General features: G+C 59.5%; 13 protein-coding genes and 2 tRNA genes. 8 read left to right on the top strand and 7 right to left on the bottom strand.

From position 1 onward, the window contains the following. Nucleotides 1-18: 18 nt before the first annotated feature. From glgX to ALP40_RS19250, 5 genes are read left to right on the top strand one after another with little or no spacing between them, the layout of a single operon-like run. Entirely contained in the window at nt 19-2,202 is a 2,184-nt protein-coding gene (glgX, locus tag ALP40_RS19270; RefSeq protein WP_122209784.1) for a glycogen debranching protein GlgX, read from the top strand. Continuing rightward, on the top strand, nt 2,199-3,233 hold the full coding sequence (locus tag ALP40_RS19265) for an acyl-CoA dehydrogenase family protein (RefSeq protein ID WP_122209783.1): 1,035 nt from the start codon (nt 2,199-2,201) through the stop codon (nt 3,231-3,233). Before glgX ends, ALP40_RS19265 begins: the two co-directional genes overlap by 4 nt. Then, complete coding sequence (locus ALP40_RS19260; RefSeq protein ID WP_122209782.1) at nt 3,230-4,003, top strand: PIG-L deacetylase family protein; 774 nt, start codon at nt 3,230-3,232, stop codon at nt 4,001-4,003. Before ALP40_RS19265 ends, ALP40_RS19260 begins: the two co-directional genes overlap by 4 nt. After that, on the top strand, nt 4,000-4,653 hold the full coding sequence (locus ALP40_RS19255) for a bifunctional 2-polyprenyl-6-hydroxyphenol methylase/3-demethylubiquinol 3-O-methyltransferase UbiG (RefSeq protein ID WP_122209781.1): 654 nt from the start codon (nt 4,000-4,002) through the stop codon (nt 4,651-4,653). The genes ALP40_RS19260 and ALP40_RS19255 overlap by 4 nt, the downstream gene beginning before the upstream one ends. Then, nucleotides 4,595-5,248: a glycosyltransferase family 2 protein gene (locus tag ALP40_RS19250; RefSeq protein WP_122209780.1), complete on the top strand. Its 654-nt coding sequence runs from the start codon at nt 4,595-4,597 to the stop codon at nt 5,246-5,248. The genes ALP40_RS19255 and ALP40_RS19250 overlap by 59 nt, the downstream gene beginning before the upstream one ends. A 112-nt stretch (nt 5,249-5,360) precedes the next feature. Here the strand turns inward: ALP40_RS19250 and ALP40_RS19245 are convergent, their stop codons facing one another. The 5 genes from ALP40_RS19245 to ALP40_RS19225 all read right to left on the bottom strand — a co-directional run bounded on the left by ALP40_RS19245 (nt 5,361) and on the right by ALP40_RS19225 (nt 12,332). After that, nucleotides 5,361-6,431 (bottom strand): dienelactone hydrolase, encoded by a 1,071-nt coding sequence (locus ALP40_RS19245; RefSeq protein WP_122209779.1) that lies wholly within the window; start codon nt 6,429-6,431, stop codon nt 5,361-5,363. A gap of 339 nt (nt 6,432-6,770) precedes the next feature. Further along, entirely contained in the window at nt 6,771-7,379 is a 609-nt protein-coding gene (locus tag ALP40_RS19240; RefSeq protein ID WP_122209778.1) for an FMN-dependent NADH-azoreductase, read from the bottom strand. A gap of 72 nt (nt 7,380-7,451) precedes the next feature. Continuing rightward, nucleotides 7,452-8,411 (bottom strand): LysR substrate-binding domain-containing protein, encoded by a 960-nt coding sequence (locus ALP40_RS19235; RefSeq protein ID WP_122209777.1) that lies wholly within the window; start codon nt 8,409-8,411, stop codon nt 7,452-7,454. A gap of 294 nt (nt 8,412-8,705) precedes the next feature. Continuing rightward, complete coding sequence (locus ALP40_RS19230) at nt 8,706-9,260, bottom strand: hypothetical protein (protein ID WP_122209776.1); 555 nt, start codon at nt 9,258-9,260, stop codon at nt 8,706-8,708. A gap of 186 nt (nt 9,261-9,446) precedes the next feature. After that, nucleotides 9,447-12,332 carry an EAL domain-containing protein gene (locus tag ALP40_RS19225; protein WP_122209775.1) on the bottom strand — a complete coding sequence of 962 codons (2,886 nt, stop codon included), beginning with the start codon at nt 12,330-12,332 and terminating at the stop codon, nt 9,447-9,449. Nucleotides 12,333-12,599: 267 nt separating this feature from the next. Here ALP40_RS19225 and ALP40_RS19220 point away from each other — a divergent pair, with 267 nt between their 5' ends. Then, the gene (locus tag ALP40_RS19220) at nt 12,600-13,664 is read left to right on the top strand and encodes an NAD(P)-dependent alcohol dehydrogenase (protein ID WP_122209774.1); all 1,065 of its coding nucleotides are present in this window, start codon (nt 12,600-12,602) and stop codon (nt 13,662-13,664) included. 613 nt (nt 13,665-14,277) lie between these two features. Continuing rightward, nucleotides 14,278-14,640, top strand: coding sequence for an NUDIX hydrolase (locus ALP40_RS19215; protein ID WP_122209773.1), 363 nt, complete (start codon nt 14,278-14,280; stop codon nt 14,638-14,640). Nucleotides 14,641-14,783: 143 nt separating this feature from the next. On the opposite strand, the gene ALP40_RS19210 is transcribed toward ALP40_RS19215, so the two are convergent. After that, nucleotides 14,784-14,860: transfer RNA gene (locus tag ALP40_RS19210), tRNA-Val, on the bottom strand. Nucleotides 14,861-15,029: 169 nt separating this feature from the next. Further along, nucleotides 15,030-15,106 (bottom strand) — tRNA-Val (locus tag ALP40_RS19205). A gap of 184 nt (nt 15,107-15,290) precedes the next feature. Between ALP40_RS19205 and ALP40_RS19200 the strand changes: the two genes are divergently transcribed. Then, the gene (locus ALP40_RS19200) at nt 15,291-16,574 is read left to right on the top strand and encodes an FAD-binding oxidoreductase (protein ID WP_122209772.1); all 1,284 of its coding nucleotides are present in this window, start codon (nt 15,291-15,293) and stop codon (nt 16,572-16,574) included. Nucleotide 16,575 lies beyond the last annotated feature (1 nt).

Below are 16,575 nucleotides of genomic sequence, written 5' to 3'. Positions count from 1 at the left end.
CGACGTCAGGAAGGCCCCATGAATACGAAGTCCACACCCGCGGCAGATGAAAGTTCGGCCACACCAGAAAACCCTGCCAGTACCCCGTCACGCATTCGTGAAGGACTTCCCTTCCCACTCGGTGCCAGCTGGGATGGCCTGGGCGTCAACTTTGCGATCTTCTCGGCAAACGCCACCAAGGTTGAACTGTGCCTCTTTGACTCGACAGGAGAAGTGGAGCTTGAGCGGATCGAACTGCCGGAATACACCGACGAGATCTACCACGGCTACCTGCCGGACGCGCATCCCGGCCTGATCTACGGCTACCGCGTGTACGGCCCGTACGACCCGCAGAACGGCCACCGCTTCAACCACAACAAACTGTTGATCGACCCGTACGCCAAGCAGTTGGTGGGTGAGCTGAAATGGTCCGAAGCGCTGTTTGGCTACACCATCGGCCATCCCGACGGCGACCTGAGTTTCGACGAACGTGACAGTGCGCCATTCGTTCCCAAGAGCAAGGTGATCGACCCTGCCTACACATGGGGCCGCGACCAGCGCGTCGGCATCCCGTGGGACAAGACCATTGTCTACGAAACCCACGTACGCGGTTTCACCATGCGTCATCCTTCGGTGCCGGAAGAGCTGCGTGGAACGTTTGCGGGCCTGGGGTCATCCGAAGTTGTCGATCACATTCGCAAGCTGGGCGTGACCTCGGTCGAACTGCTGCCGATCCATGCGTTCGTCAATGACCAGCACTTGCTGCAAAAAGGCATGACCAACTATTGGGGCTACAACAGCATCGCGTTTTTCGCCCCGGACCCACGCTACCTTGCACACGGCAAGATCGCCGAATTCAAGGAGATGGTCGCGCACATGCACCATGCCGGTCTGGAAGTGATTCTGGACGTGGTCTACAACCACACCGCCGAAGGCAACGAGCTGGGCCCTACCCTGTCCATGCGCGGCATCGATAACGCCTCGTACTACCGCCTGATGCCGGACGACAAGCGTTATTACATCAACGATTCGGGCACCGGCAACACGCTGGACCTGAGCCACCCGTGCGTCTTGCAGATGGTCACCGACTCCCTGCGCTACTGGGCGTCGGAAATGCACGTCGACGGTTTCCGCTTCGACCTGGCCACCATTCTGGGTCGCTACCACGATGGCTTCGACGAGCGTCACAGCTTCCTGGTCGCCTGCCGCCAGGACCCGGTCCTGCGTCAGGTCAAGCTCATTGCCGAGCCGTGGGACTGCGGCCCGGGCGGTTATCAGGTGGGCGGCTTCCCGCCGGGCTGGATGGAATGGAACGACAAGTTCCGCGACACCGTACGGGCCTTCTGGAAAGGCGACGAAGGCCAACTGGCCGACTTCGCAGCGCGCATGACGGCGTCTGGAAACATGTTCAACCAGCGCGGTCGTCGCCCTCAGGCGTCGGTGAACTTCATCACTGCGCACGACGGTTTCACCCTGCACGATCTTGTGTCGTACAACGACAAGCACAACGAAGCCAACGACGAAAACAACCAGGACGGCAGCAATAACAACCTGTCCTGGAACCACGGGGTTGAAGGGCCGACGGAAGATCCGGAAATCAACGCGCTGCGCTTGCGTCAGATGCGTAACTTCTTCGCCACCCTGTTGCTCGCTCAAGGCACGCCGATGATCGTTGCCGGTGACGAGTTCGCCCGTACCCAGCACGGCAACAACAACGCCTACTGCCAGGACAGCGAAATTGGCTGGGTGAACTGGGATCTTGATGGTGACGGCGAAGCCCTGCTGAAGTTTGTCACCCGTGTGATCAAGCTGCGTCAGAGCTACCCGATTCTGCGTCGTAGCCGCTTCCTGGTGGGCGATTACAACGAAGAAATCGGCGTCAAAGACGTGACCTGGCTCTCGCCGGACGGCAACGAAATGACCGTTGATCAATGGCACGACAGCAATGGCCGTTGCCTGGGCATGCTGATGGATGGCCGCGCACAGGAAACCGGTATTCGTCGTCCGGGTGCCGATGCCACGCTGTTGCTGGTGGTCAATGCGCATCATGACGGCGTCAACTTCACCCTGCCGGAAGTACCGGAAGGCACGCACTACACGTGCCTGATCGACACCAATCAGGACGACGCCCGCAGCAAGGAGCAATTCAGTTTCGGTACTGAATACACCGTTACGCCTCGCTCGCTGCTGCTGTTCGAACTGAAGCGTGAAGACCAGCAATGATTGATGCCTTGAGTGAGTTTCTCGGCTGGCGCAGGCACGGCTATGCCGATACGCGTGCGCTGGGTGAGTGCTTACAGGCAATCGTCAGCGAAGGGTTTGACCAGATCCCCCTGCCTGCCAGCGGCCAGACGCTTGAGCGCTGGCAGGCACTGGCCTGCGTTGCAGGCCACGATCTGGGGTTGTGCAAGTTGTACGAGGGGCACACAGACGCCTTGGCGATCATGGCTGAGCTGGGTGCCCCGCCCCCCGAACAATTCAGTACCTGGGGAATGTGGGCGGCCGAGCCACCGCAAGCCCGGGTATTTGTAAGCGGCGAAGGCGACTCGCTGAGGCTCACAGGCCGCAAGGCCTGGTGCTCCGGCGCGGTTGCGCTGAGCCATGCGCTCATCACGGTATGGGATGAAGCGCAGCGTCAGCAATTGGTGGCCGTGCCGCTGGACCAGCCAGGCGTGCAGATCGGTACTGAGGGATGGTGTGCCGTGGGCATGGGCGCCACCGGCAGTGTTGACGTGCTATTCGACAACGCCACAGGGCAGAAAATAGGCGCTCCCGGTGCCTATCTCGACAGGCCGGGCTTTTGGCAGGGCGGCATCGGCATCGCCGCCTGCTGGTACGGGGCCACCCGATCCATCGCCCAACGATTGCTGAACCAGTGCGGCAAGCGGGACGAGCCCCACGCGCTTGCGCATTTGGGTGCCGCGGACACTGCACTTTATGGTGCTTCTCGCGTTTTACAGGATGCTGCCCTGCACATCGACAGCGCCCCACGAGCCAACACAGAACTGCTGGCCAGACGCTGCCGTGCGGTCGTTGAACACTGCGCCGAGCAGGTCATTCAGCATGTAGGTCGTGCGTTGGGCGCGGGGCCTTATTGCAAGGACGCGCACTTCGCGCGCCTGATCGCCGACTTGCCGGTGTTCCTGCGCCAGAGCCATGCCGAACAGGATCTGGCAGCGCTGGGCGCGCAGTTGCGCGATCACGCTCCGGCCCCCTCTATCTGGTCGCTGCACACCGAGGTCCGCCCATCATGAGCGAAGGATTTGCAGTCAGTGACGACGAGTCGGGGCGCGGTACGCCGCTGGCGGCCTGGAACGCATCGACAAAGCTTGCCGGGCTTGCCGCGATCACGCCGGACCTTCTGGTCCCGCCAAACTGCCGCGCCGTCATCATTGCACCTCACCCTGATGACGAGGTGCTGGGCTGCGGTGGTCTGATGCGTCAATTGGCGCAACTGGAGCGCTCCCTTGTTCTGGTGTCGGTCACTGACGGCACCGCCAGCCACCCTGGCTCTGCGCTATGGCCTGTGCAACGACTCAGCGCCATCCGCCCTCAGGAAAGCGCCGAAGCCCTCGAGCGACTGGAGATCCCCCCGGACAAGCTGGAGTGGATTCGCGCCGGCTTTCAGGATGGAGATGTCGCTGCCGACGAGGATAGATTGGTCGCGCTACTGGAGCAGCATCTGCGCCCCACCGACGTGGTGTTCGCCACGTGGTCAGCCGATGGACACGGCGATCATGAAGCGGTGGGCCGAGCGAGCGCCCGTGCCTGCCTCACCACAGGCGCGCAACTGCACCAGGTGCCCATATGGGCCTGGCACTGGGCCGACCCCGAGGATGAGCGTCTGCCCTGGGATCGCGCACGCAAAGTGCTGCTGGACCCTGAAACCGTTTCCCGCAAACGCCACGCAGCACACGCGTTTGCCAGCCAGTTGCAAGGTGATCCCGGTATCGGCCTTTCACCCGTACTGCCTGCCGGTGTGCTGGAGCGTCTGCTGCAGCCATTCGAAGTGGTGTTTACATGAGCGTGGCCGACCACTATTTCGACGAGCTGTTCCGCAACGACAGCGACCCTTGGGCATTCAAGCAGCGCTGGTACGAACGCCGCAAACGTGCGTTGTGCCTGGCGGTACTGCCGTGCGAGCGCTACTCGGCGGTCTTCGAACCCGGCTGCGCCAATGGCGAGCTGAGCGCTGAACTGGCCACCCGTTGCGACAGCCTTGTGTGCTGTGACACCTCCTGGCGCGCAGTGGAGCTGGCCCAACAACGACTGACGGATTTCGACCATGCTCGCGTGATTCAGGCGCGGCTGCCACAACAGTGGCCCGAAGGCCGGTTCGATCTGATTGTGTTCAGCGAACTGGGCTATTACCTGGATCTGGATGATCTGCACCGCTGGATCGACTGTGCCCTGGAAGCACTGACGCCAGACGGCCAGCTGCTCGCCTGCCACTGGCGGCCCGATATTGCCGATTGCCCGTTGGACGCACAACGCGTCCATGACGTACTGGCCGAGCGGCTTTCCATGCACCGGCTTATCAGCCATCACGAACAGGACTTTCTGCTGGACCTGTGGAGTCGTGATGAAACATCTGTAGCAGTAAAGGAATTTGCGGATGATCGGCGTTCTGATACCGGTTCACAACGAAGAGCGGCTACTGGGTCTGTGCCTTGAGACGGTGTTGCTGGCTGCCGCCCACCCGAGCCTGAACGGTGAATGTGTCGAAGTGCTGGTGGTACTCGACACCTGCACTGACCGCTCGGCGGAGATCGCCGGGCTCTACGGTGTCATGACCCTTGAAATCCAGGCACGTAACGTGGGCCAGGCACGCGCTCAGGGAGCGGCTTTTCTGCTCGACAGGGGCGCGCGCTGGCTGGCGTGTACCGACGGCGACAGTAACGTCGCGAGCGACTGGCTGGCGGAACAGCTGGCGCTTGACGCCGACGCCGTGTGCGGGACGGTCACACCGGATGCCTGGGGCCACGAGATTTCGGTCGCTGCCCAAACGGCCTATAACACGCACTATCAACATCGTGACGGTCATCGGCACATACACGGTGCCAATCTCGGTGTGAGTTCAATGGCCTATTTGCAGGCGGGCGGCTTTCCTGCGCTGGCGTGTCATGAGGACGTACACCTGGTTCGTCAACTGGAACTGATCGGGGCGCGCATCGCCTGGAGCTGTCGTCCCAGGGTTACCACCAGCACACGACTGGATTCCAAAGCACGGGGCGGGTTTGGCGATTACCTGCGCTCGTTGAATACCTGAACCTGAAATGGAGCGCCTGTCAGGCAGAAGCAGGTTTAGCGTCCATTGGTGAGCTGCAATTCGTCTGCTGCGCGCCCGTATCCGTAAGACCCCGTTTCGCGGTCCAGCCTGATTACTGATGATTGGCGGTCTGCATTCCGGAGTTGTCCGAGCCGAATGCGCTCAGCGTGCTGGTGAAGAACCTGACCGCTTCGGCGCTCAAGGTGCGGTGAATGTCTTCACGATCAACCCCTTCACGGTCATTGCAGACCATCGGCATGGTCGCACGCTGCTCGTCGCTGCAGGGCGCCATGAACACAAAGTGCCCTGCCCCGGCCAATAGCTTGTAGTCCGGCGCCTGAGGCAACTTTCGGGCAAGCGCCTCGGCGTTCTTGTCCAGTGCCAGCAACTGATCGTCATCCCCGGAATACATCAGCACCGGGACATGCACATCACCCAGCGTATGCCTGCCGAACATCAGGCTCAAGGGTGCCATGAGCATGAGCGCACCGACCCTCGGATCGGCCTGGGGATGCAGGTCATCGCGGTCCGCCACGAGCTCACCCTGGGTCTTGCAGGCATCGCGGTCCTGAGGGCGTTCAACGCAATACTGACGCAGGCGCTGAAGCTCAGGCCGGGCACCGGCCAGGATAAGCGCGGTTTCCCCACCTGCCGAATAGCCGATCACGCCAACCTGCCGCGCACTCAGATAAGGCGCAAGCATCGGATCGGTCAACGCGGCACTGATGGCTTCGGAAATTTGCAGCGGTCGGCCATAGAGATTACTCAGGCTGCCAAGGCGGCTGTGGTCGCGATAATTGTCGCCAGGATGAACGACCGCCACGACCACGAAGCCTTGGCGTGCCAGCGACGTTGCCAGATCGTGAAGCGCCAATGGCGTACCGGTATTGCCGTGAGACAGCATCAGCAAGGGAAAACGGCCCATTGCGATGGGTGCATTTTCACCCGCCTCGACCCGGTAGCCCTGAACAGTGCTGATGTGTTCGGCGTCGGTGGACGGGTAAAACGCAATAGCCTGCATCAGTTGGGAATCCAGCGGGTCGACAAAATTCAGCTCGTGGTAGCCCGCGCTCCACTCGTTGCCGAGATGAGTGTCGCCCGGCTCGAAATCATCTGCTTGCACGTGCACCGAAATCAGGCCATTCAGCAGAAGAATCAGCGTTACTGCACAAAGACGTACCATAGCAAGGCCCCACCTTTGCAAGTCCGGCGAGTTGCCGGACGGTCCATTCATGCGCTTGTGTCGAGCCTCATGCTCCAGCGCCCCGCTCTCACAGCAAATGAGAGTCTGCGTAATCGAAATAGTGCACACGCCGGGCCAAATATCGTCGCCAATGTCGGCGATTGCCAACCACTGCACATAAACCCGGAACCGTACCTATCACAGACGATCAGTGTACGGCCGCAGGCACCGGCCTACCTGTAAGAAAGCTGTCAATTATTCATTGATTCCAGACGCAAAAAAACTCCACAGCCGTGCGCGCAGGCTGTGGAGTTTCCGGTGAACAGGTAAAGCGTATTATCAGGTCGCGAACAGTGTCTGTTCGATGTGCCGCCGGGCGGCAGTCAGAGCGTTGGCGCGTGGTTCCTCGCCATAAGCCAGGCCCTCTGCCCGAATGAATTGCAGATCAGTCACGCCGATGAAGCCGAACAATAGCTTGAGATATTCCTCGTGGCCTACGCCGCTTGGCTGCCCGGCATGCAGGCCACCTGCGGTGGAAACGATAATGACTTTCTTGTCACCGCACAGGCCTTCAGGGCCGGCTTCGGAATAGCGGAACGTTCTGCCTGCAACCGCAATGCGGTCGATCCATGCCTTCAACTGGGTCGCAATGGTGAAGTTGTACATCGGCGCGCCGATCACAACCACGTCCGAATCCAGAAACTGCTGCAACGTGGCCTCGTTGGCATCCACTTCCTGCCGCTGAGCGGCATCACGACCTTCGACCGGCGTCCCAGCAGCGGCCAGAGTAGCGGGAGAGAAATGGGCAAGCGCTTCATTGACCAGGTCGCGGTAGGTCACATGGCTGTCGACGTGGGCTGTCTGATAGGCCTCGACCACGCTGCGGCTGAGCTGACGCGACGCCGAATGGTCACCAAGAATGCTGGAGTCGATGTGCAAGATATTCATAACGGGCTTCCCAAGTGAAATCGCTACCGGGCGATTGAGTGGGAGCATCCTATCGCTGTAGCCAATACTTGATTAGTCGCCCTGAATGCGATTGTTCGTCCCATGAATAGAACAATAGATAGATTCGGGGTTGTGGTTGAGCGCTGTGAATGACGTCTCCAGCGCATCCAGCATGGCTCTGATCGCAGGAAGCAGTCCGCGCCTTGAGGCGAACGCTGCGTGAATGACGCCACACTTGGGCCGATGAGCATCGAACAACTCCACTAGACGCCCCTGCTGCAGCGCACTCCTCACCAGGATTTCGGGCAACTGCGCCACGCCTACGCCTTGCAGCGCCCCCTGAAGGATGGCATCCAGGTCCGAGCAGACGAGCCGTGGCGTATGACCAACCTCCACGTAATGCCCCGGCCCGTTTTCCAGCAGCCAGCGATGATTGAGCGTAGCCGATGTCAGGTCCAGGCTGGGCAGCCCGGCCAGGTCCTTAAATGACGACTTGGCGGAAATGTGGGCGGCCAAATCAGGATGCGCGACCAGACGCTGCGCGCTATGTCCGAGCGTCTTGATGACCAGCCCCTCGTCTTCCAGAGGAGGAAAGCGGACACGCAAGGCGATATCGATGTTTTCGGATAACGGGTCGACCCGCCGATTGGTGCTTTCGATGTAAACCTGCACTTTGGGGTAAGCGGCCATGAAGGTGGCGACAGTCTCGTTGACCCCCATCGCGCCCATCGTCGGCGGACAACTGAGCGTGATTCGCCCTTGAGGTTCTGACCTGGAACGCTGGATGGCTTCTTCGGCAGCGTCCGCCTCGACCAGCATTGCCACGCAATGCCCGTAGTAGTCACGCCCACTTTCGGTGACGGCGAACTTGCGGGTAGACCGCTGGATCAGCCTGACGCCCAGACGCTCTTCAAGCCCGGCAATACGGCGGCTCAGCTTGGACTTGGGGATGCCGAGCTTGCGACCGGCCGGTGCAAACCCTCGGCATTCGACTACCTGAGCGAAATAAAACAGATCATTGAGATCGAACACCAGACACCTCACGCCGCAATAAGCCGCGAGTATGGCAGTGAAAAAACAGGCACCTCAAATGCTGTACGGTTTCTCGGCAACACCGAACTGTAGGAGCGCGCTTGCCCGCGACCTGCCGGGCACCGGCAGCAAACCCGGCAAACGCGGCGTATCAGACACAACACAGGACTGTGGGAGGCCGCTTGCCGGCGATGGGGTCAGTTCAGTAACGAACATGTGACTGAAAAACCATCGCTGGCAAACCGCTTGTGCAACTGCCAAATTGCCAAAGCGTCAATACATCCCAACGCCAGGTCAGGCCAACAGCCCGGCCTTGATGCCACGGATACGCGTATTGATGTCATCGGCGACATCGTTCTGCTTATCCTTGAGCGCGTCCTGGACTTTCTGGTCGATGGTCAATTGATCCTCAGGCGTCATTGCCGTGTATTGCTGCTGGTTGATACCCGTCAGCTTTTCACGCACTTTTTCTTCGGCCGTCTGCTTCAGCGTGTCCATGAACTGCTGAACCGAACCCGTCGCAGCGCCGCCGGAAGCGCCGGTATTGGCCGCCGATCCGATCACGCCATTGTCACGGTCGGCGGTCTTCTCGGAAAGCGAGGTGTCAGCTGCGCTCTTGAGATTGACCATCATCCGGGCGAAGGACTCGTTATAACCACCCTTGCTCTGCGAATCGTCCGGGGAAGCCGCATTGGTTGTCTGCGAGGACACCGGGAACGCCCCGTTTGTCAGACCCGCTGCAGCCACTGCTCCGAATGTATCCTGAGACACCTCGGTCAGCGTTTTGCGCCCGATAGCTCCAACAGCATGGGAAACCAGCTGTTCGAGTCCACTGTTGCCAATAATCATCTTTCACCTCCTGATGACGTGATGCCCAGTGGGAAGAGCAAGACCGGTGCCAAGTGGCGATATCGGCTTAACCCATTGATTAACATGGAAATGACAAAAAGAGGAGCTGACAGAAAGATGGCGATTGCTCGATAAAGACCCGGCAAAGTCCAGATGCGGCAAGGCTTTGCCGACAATCTATTGCCGCTAATGGGTCGTGCGGCTTAGTCCGTCCTGCAGACGCTCCAGTGGCAAAGGCTCGGCGAAGTAATAACCCTGCGCCTGGCCTGCGCCCATTTCACGCAGCAACTCCAGGGTCTGCAGGTCCTCGACACCTTCGGCAACCACACTCAGGTCGAGCGACTCGGCCATGCGCACGATGGCCCGTACGATGGCGCGGCTGCGAGTGCTGGTGGTCAACTCGAAGATGAACGACTTGTCGATCTTCAGCCCACTGAAATGGTACTGATGCACATAGCTGAGCGAGGAAAACCCTGCGCCAAAATCGTCCAACACCACCGACATGCCTTGATCGGCCAATTGCTTCATGGACAGGCGCGCCTGCTCAGGCTCCGCGACGAGTGCGCCCTCGGTGAGTTCAAGGCACAACCTGGCTGGCGAAACACCCTGCTCGGCCAGCATTGACAGAACTTCGCCAGCGAAGGCTGGCCGGGTAATGCTGAAGCTGGAGCAGTTCACATGGACTGGCGGCAGGTGAGCATTGGCAGGGTCGGCCAAAATGGCGATGACCTGCCTGAGCATGTACAGATCGAGGCGGCCGATCAGGCGCAGCCCTTCCAGGGCCGGCAGGAAGCGCTCTGGGGTCACGACCTGCCCATCCAGCTGCCGCCAGCGAATCAGCGCCTCAAGGGCCAGCAGCCGACCGGTTTCCAGACACATAATGGGTTGAAAATAAGGGATGAGTTGATCCGTACGCTTGAGTGCTGTCCGCAACGCGCCTTCCTGGTCCATCTGATCCGACACTTGACGGCGCAGCGCTTGATTGAAAACAGCACAACCATCCCGTCCGCCATTCTTGACGGTGTACATGGCCGTGTCCGCATCACGCAGAAGGTCGGCAGGCTCCTTATGAAACTGCCCGTCAGCACCCACCACACCGATGCTGCAAGAGCTGAACACCGTGTGTTCGTCGATGACAAAGGGCGACTCGAATGCCGTCAGGATGCGCTGGGCGATGCCAACACCCGTGCTCAAACGCGCGCCAATGCCGAGCACGGCGAACTCATCACCGCCCAGCCGCGCCAGCAGGTCCCCTTCGCGCATACAGCTTCGCAACCGCTGGGCCGCCTGGATCAACAGCAGATCGCCGCAATGATGCCCTAAGCTGTCGTTGACGATCTTGAACCGGTCCAGATCGATGAACATCACTACCAGCGTCTGACCGTGATTGCGGAAGTTCATCCAGGCCACCTGCAATTGCTGTTGCAGATGGCTGCGGTTCGGCAACCCGGTCAGCGAGTCATGAGCGTTTTCGTATTGCAGCCTCGCGTTGAGCTGGTCCAGCTCACGGGTGCGGTCCAATACGCGCGCTTCAAGACGCAGGTTCGCGGTATGAATCGCCTCGGCCGCACTTCTGCGTGACAGGGCGGTATCGATGTGGCGCGACACGAACGTCAGCAACTCTTGATCACGCAGGGTGTAACTGACGTGTTTCGAGTAGCTCTGTACAGCCAGAACGCCCCGCACCTCTTCAGCGTCGAACAGCGGGATACCCAGCCAGGACGTCGAGCGGTTGGACTGGTTCTGAACTTCGATTTCGCCCGACGCCTCAAGCGCTTTTGCGCCTTCGCTGTCGATCAGGCAAGGCTGGCGCTTGCGTATGACATATTCGGTGAAGCCACGCTGGCCTCGCCGGGACGCTGGCGGCCTGGCCAGGCGTTCATCCACGTAATAGGGAAAGGTCACTTCGCCGGTAGCAGGGTTGTAGAGCGCGATGTAGAAATTGAGGGCAACCAGCAACTCGCCCACGATCGTGTGCAGGCTCTGGAACAGCTCGTTCATGTCTCCGGGACGGCTGGACAGTTCGGCGATTTGAAACAGAGCGCTCTGCAAGTGTTCGGCGCGCTCGCGCTCTGCCACCTCCAGACGCAAGGCATCGTTGGCTGCGGACAGTTGCTGGGTGCGTAACAGCACGGTCTGCTGGAGATGGGCGCGATGCAGAAGCCTGTCCATCGCCATCGCCACATGCCGGGACACCACTGAAAACAGTGCCTGATCCTGGACACTGTAAACCCGGGATACGTCATACACCTGCATGGCGACCATACCGAACACTTCATCCGACGCATTCTTCAGGGGCGCGCCCATCCAGAACTCCGGTCGACGCCCTCGGTAGGTGAAACGCCCCAGCGCCTGTGCCTGCTCGATTCCCGAAGCATCGAGAAACACCGATTGCCCTTGGGTCAACACGTAGCTGGTCATGGAGATTCGGGAGGAGTCCAGGTACTCGAAGGTCTCGGGCGCCATCGCCTCGTCGTCAAAACGATCGATGTAATACGGATAGGTAATCTTGCCGGACTGACTGTCATAAAGGGCCAGGTAGAAATTCTCGGCATCGATCAGCGTACCGAGCTGTTGGTGGATTCCTTGCAGGAGCGTGCCTCGCTCGTGCGTGGAGCTGGCCAGCAGGCTGATCTCGTACAGCGCCCGCTGAGTACTCTGCGCCCTGACCAATGCCGCGCTCTGCAACAGCGATCCGACTCTGACAGCAAGGTCCGCCAGCACTTGGTTTTCATACTCGGCCAGCGGTGCCAGCAGCCAGCCCAACGCGTCCTCCCCCCTGCCGGTCGCCCAGCGATGAACCTGGCCCTGGCGACAGAACGCCTCGAACCGGCCAACAGGAATCTGCTCTGGCCACTCATAGTGAAAGGCACCCTGCCCCAACAGACGCTTCTGCTCACCGGCGACGTAAATGGCCCACGGCACATCGGGCATCTGACGTCGCGCCGTTGCCAGCAACTCATCGATAGCCTGGTGGCTGGACAGCCGATGGCGACGATCGACCAGGCTGATGCAGGGATCATCTGAGCCGGTCGACTGACGCACGCAGGAGGCCAAGGGAGGAACTGTCATGTAAACACCAGATTCAGAAACCGACGGCGAATATAATTGACGCCCGACCAGAGGCGGGCCGGCGCTGTCACGTTACTGCGGCGATTGTACTGCAAGGATTGTACCCGTACGTCGGGATGTTGCAGACCTGTGACAGACTCATGCCTTATGGCACTAACCTGTACGTTTTCCGGTCAGAATCTGTTCCCGGAGCAGGCAACATCCCGTGTTCGCCACTATGCTGGCCTGCGATTTCTTCGCCAACGACAGACTGGACAGGTGTTCGCAATGACCAAGACTTACAGCTATGCAGCCCAGGCTGCTACCGAAACACTCAAACCCTATCAATTCGAGCGACGCGCACCCGGTGCAGATGACGTGCAGATCGACATTCTGTACTGCGGCGTCTGTCACTCCGATCTGCACACCGCGCGAAATGAGTGGCACAACACGCTTTACCCTTCGGTGCCGGGCCACGAGATCGTTGGCAAAGTGACTGCGGTTGGCAGCAATGTCACCACCTTCAAGGTTGGTGATCTGGCAGGCGTAGGCTGTATGGTCGACAGCTGTCAGACGTGCGCGTCCTGCGCCGAAGGTGAAGAACAGTATTGCGAAGCTGGCTTTACCGGTACGTACAATGGCCCGGTGTTCGGGGGCGAAAACACGTTCGGCGGCTACTCGGACAACATCGTCGTCAATCAGAAGTTCGTGTTGCGCATCTCTCACGAAGGCAATCTGGCCGCTGTCGCACCGTTGCTGTGTGCAGGCATCACTACCTACTCGCCGTTGAACCACTGGAAAGTCGGTCCTGGCAAGAAAGTCGGCATCGTGGGCCTGGGTGGATTGGGTCATATGGGCGTGAAGATCGCCCACGCGATGGGCGCGCATGTGGTGCTGTTCACCACGTCCCCCAACAAGCGTGAAGACGGCCTGCGTCTCGGCGCAAACGAAGTCGTGGTGTCAAAGAACGCGGACGAAATGGCGGCCTACGCCAACAGTCTGGACTTCATTCTCAACACCGTGGCCGCGCCCCACGATCTGGACGCGTTTCTGGCGCTGCTCAAACGCGACGGCACCATGACGCTGGTCGGTGCGCCAGCCGAACCCCATCCATCCCCTGCAGTGTTCAACCTGATCTTCAAACGTCGCAGTCTGGCCGGCTCGCTGATCGGCGGGATTCAGGAAACCCAGGAAATGCTGGATTTCTGCGCCATGCACGGCATCGTGTCGGACATCGAAGAGATTGCCATGCAGGACATCAATGAAGCCTACGAGCGCATGCTCAAGGGTGACGTGAAGTATCGCTTCGTGATTGACATGGCGACCCTCAAGCAGGAAAACGCTGCAGCCTGACCTTCCCCGTGAAATCGGCCGGCCGATGGCTGGCCGATTCAGCCTCCAGCTTGATGGAACGTGAATCGACCGTTCGCACATCCCCCTCGTTACACGGCATTCAGGCAGGCTGTAACCTCTTTTCCCCATGCCGCGGCGATTGCTTGAAACGTGGGGAACGCTGCCAAACCTTCCGTCACCTACCCCCCGCAGCTCGTCTTCCAGCCATTGACCCGCACTTTTTTTTGGGGCGCGAAATATAGGCTACGGACGGGGCGTACTTGTGCTTGGGCCTGTCGGCGCGGCGGCAGGTATCCTGTTGGCGGGAGAAGAGAAGGAAATAACTTTCCTCACCACGCTAAACGACGGCAGGACATACCAGAAATTGTATCAGTAGATGGTCACGCGAGACCCCGCCAGCCCCCTCTGACGCTCAGGGTCGAGAAAGTGCCTAATCAAGCGCTCGCCCCCTCACTGATTGACTATGCTCAAGAGGTGGCACTGATTGTGCTTATGTCAATTAAATGAACTTTTTATTACATTTTAGTGACTGAAGCGAACTGCTCGCCGGTCTCAAGTTCATGAAGTCCTTGCAGATATTGAAGGTGAGGAACGCGTTAACAGGTGAACGGATATGAAAGAACGAGCAACAGTCATCTGCAAGCGAGACGGACAGGTCCTCTACGTGCGCAAACCCAAATCGAAATGGGCACTGCCTGGCGGTAAAGTCGAGCCTGGGGAAACCCCTGCGCAAGCTGCCGTGCGGGAACTGACCGAAGAAACCGGCCTGGAAAATCTGGAACTGCGCTACTTGGCAGAGTATGAGAAAGACCGGGTCACTCACTACGTGTTCATCACCCTGGTGCCGGACTCCACAGAGGCCAGGCCGCAGAACGAAATAGCCGCCTGTAAATGGCTCGCTCCCAAGAACGTCAGCGATCTGAAAGCAAGCACGGCAACGAAAACTATCGTCAAGTCGTTTGCCCGTCAGGCCTGAAAACGGCCTTTGATGACGCCAGTGCAAAGGCGCTGGCCGCGGTGGTTATAGCCCTTCAATAACGGGCCACAAAAAATCCCCAATAAAAAGGGCGATCCTTTCGGATCGCCCTTTTTGTTACCGCCCAGCAGAGCGGATTTGTTTGGTAGGCGCGATTGGACTCGAACCAACGACCCCCACCATGTCAAGGTGGTGCTCTAACCAACTGAGCTACGTGCCTGCTGTGGGTCGGCATTCTACGGATATTCAGATACGTGTCAATGGCTTTTTTCGCAGTAACCCTCTGAATATGCGAATTATTTAACGCAGCGAAATTGGCTTTCCGAAACGAAAAAAGGCGACCCTTTCGGATCGCCTTTCTCCTACCGCCCAGCAGAGCGGATTTTGTCTGGTAGGCGCGATTGGACTCGAACCAACGACCCCCACCATGTCAAGGTGGTGCTCTAACCAACTGAGCTACGTGCCTGCTGTGGGGCTGCATCCTACCGACTTTCATATTCCTGTCAATCTGTTTTTTATCGCTAACCCTATGAATTAACGCAATTTTTGCCAGGCATGAAGCGGAGAGTCTTTTTGAACGACGCTGGCAGAGCGTAGGTATCTCGGGTACGATCCGCCCACTCGTCAAGAATATTAAACGGAGCTTCAGGATGGCTAACACGCCCTATCCGCAGTCCTACTACGCAGCCTCGGCCAATCCAGTACCTGAACGCCCCGCTCTGCAAGGCGAGGTCGAAACGGATGTCTGCATCATTGGTGCCGGCTACACGGGATTGTCCAGCGCGCTGTTCCTCCTGGAAAACGGCTTCAAGGTGACGGTGCTCGAAGCCGCCAAGGTGGGCTTCGGGGCGTCGGGCCGCAACGGCGGACAGATCGTCAACAGCTACAGCCGGGACATCGACGTCATCGAACGAACCGTTGGTCCGCGCCAGGCGCAATTGCTGGGGCAGATGGCATTCGAGGGCGCTGCAATCATCCGTGACCGCGTCTCCCGCTACGGCATTCAGTGCGACCTGAAAGATGGCGGCGTGTTTGCAGCGCTGACCAGCAAGCAAATGGCTCACCTCGAGGCGCAGAAGCGGCTGTGGGAACGCTACGGCCACTCCCAGCTGGAGTTGATGGATACGCGCAGGATCAACGAAGTGGTGGCCTGCGATCAATACATTGGCGGCTTGCTGGACATGAGCGGCGGTCATATTCATCCCTTGAACCTGGCCTTGGGTGAAGCCGCTGCGGTGGAAACCCTGGGCGGCACGATTTACGAACAGTCGGCGGCGATCCGCATAGAGCGAGGCGCAAGCCCGGTCGTGCATACTGCGCAGGGCAAGGTCCGCGCCAAGTTCATTATTGTGGCGGGCAACGCTTATTTGGGTAATCTGGTGCCGGAGCTGGCAGCCAAGTCCATGCCGTGCGGTACTCAGGTCATCACCACAGAGCCCTTGAGCGATGAGCTGGCCAGAACCCTGCTGCCGCAGGATTACTGCGTCGAAGACTGCAACTATTTATTGGATTACTACCGCCTCAGCGCCGACAAGCGACTGATCTTCGGCGGCGGCGTGGTGTACGGCGCGCGCGACCCGGCCAATATCGAAGCCATCATCCGCCCTAAAATGATCAAGGCGTTTGCGCAACTCAAGGACGTGAAGATCGACTACGCCTGGACAGGCAACTTTCTGCTGACCCTGTCTCGCCTGCCGCAGGTAGGACGTCTGGGAGACAACATCTATTACTCGCAAGGGTGCAGCGGCCACGGCGTGACCTACACCCATCTGGCGGGCAAGGTGCTGGCCGAAGCACTGCGCGGTCAGGCGGAACGTTTTGATGCGTTCGCCGACCTGCCGCACTACCCCTTCCCCGGCGGGCAATTGCTGCGCACCCCGATGACGGCACTGGGCGCCTGGTATTACAGCCTAAGAGACCGTCTGGGTTTCTGAA

The organism is Pseudomonas viridiflava (assembly GCF_003702045.1).
GTDB classification, from domain to species: domain Bacteria; phylum Pseudomonadota; class Gammaproteobacteria; order Pseudomonadales; family Pseudomonadaceae; genus Aquipseudomonas; species Aquipseudomonas viridiflava_C.
The sequence above is the reverse complement of the archived record's forward strand: the minus strand, read 5'-3'. Positions and strand labels throughout refer to the sequence as shown.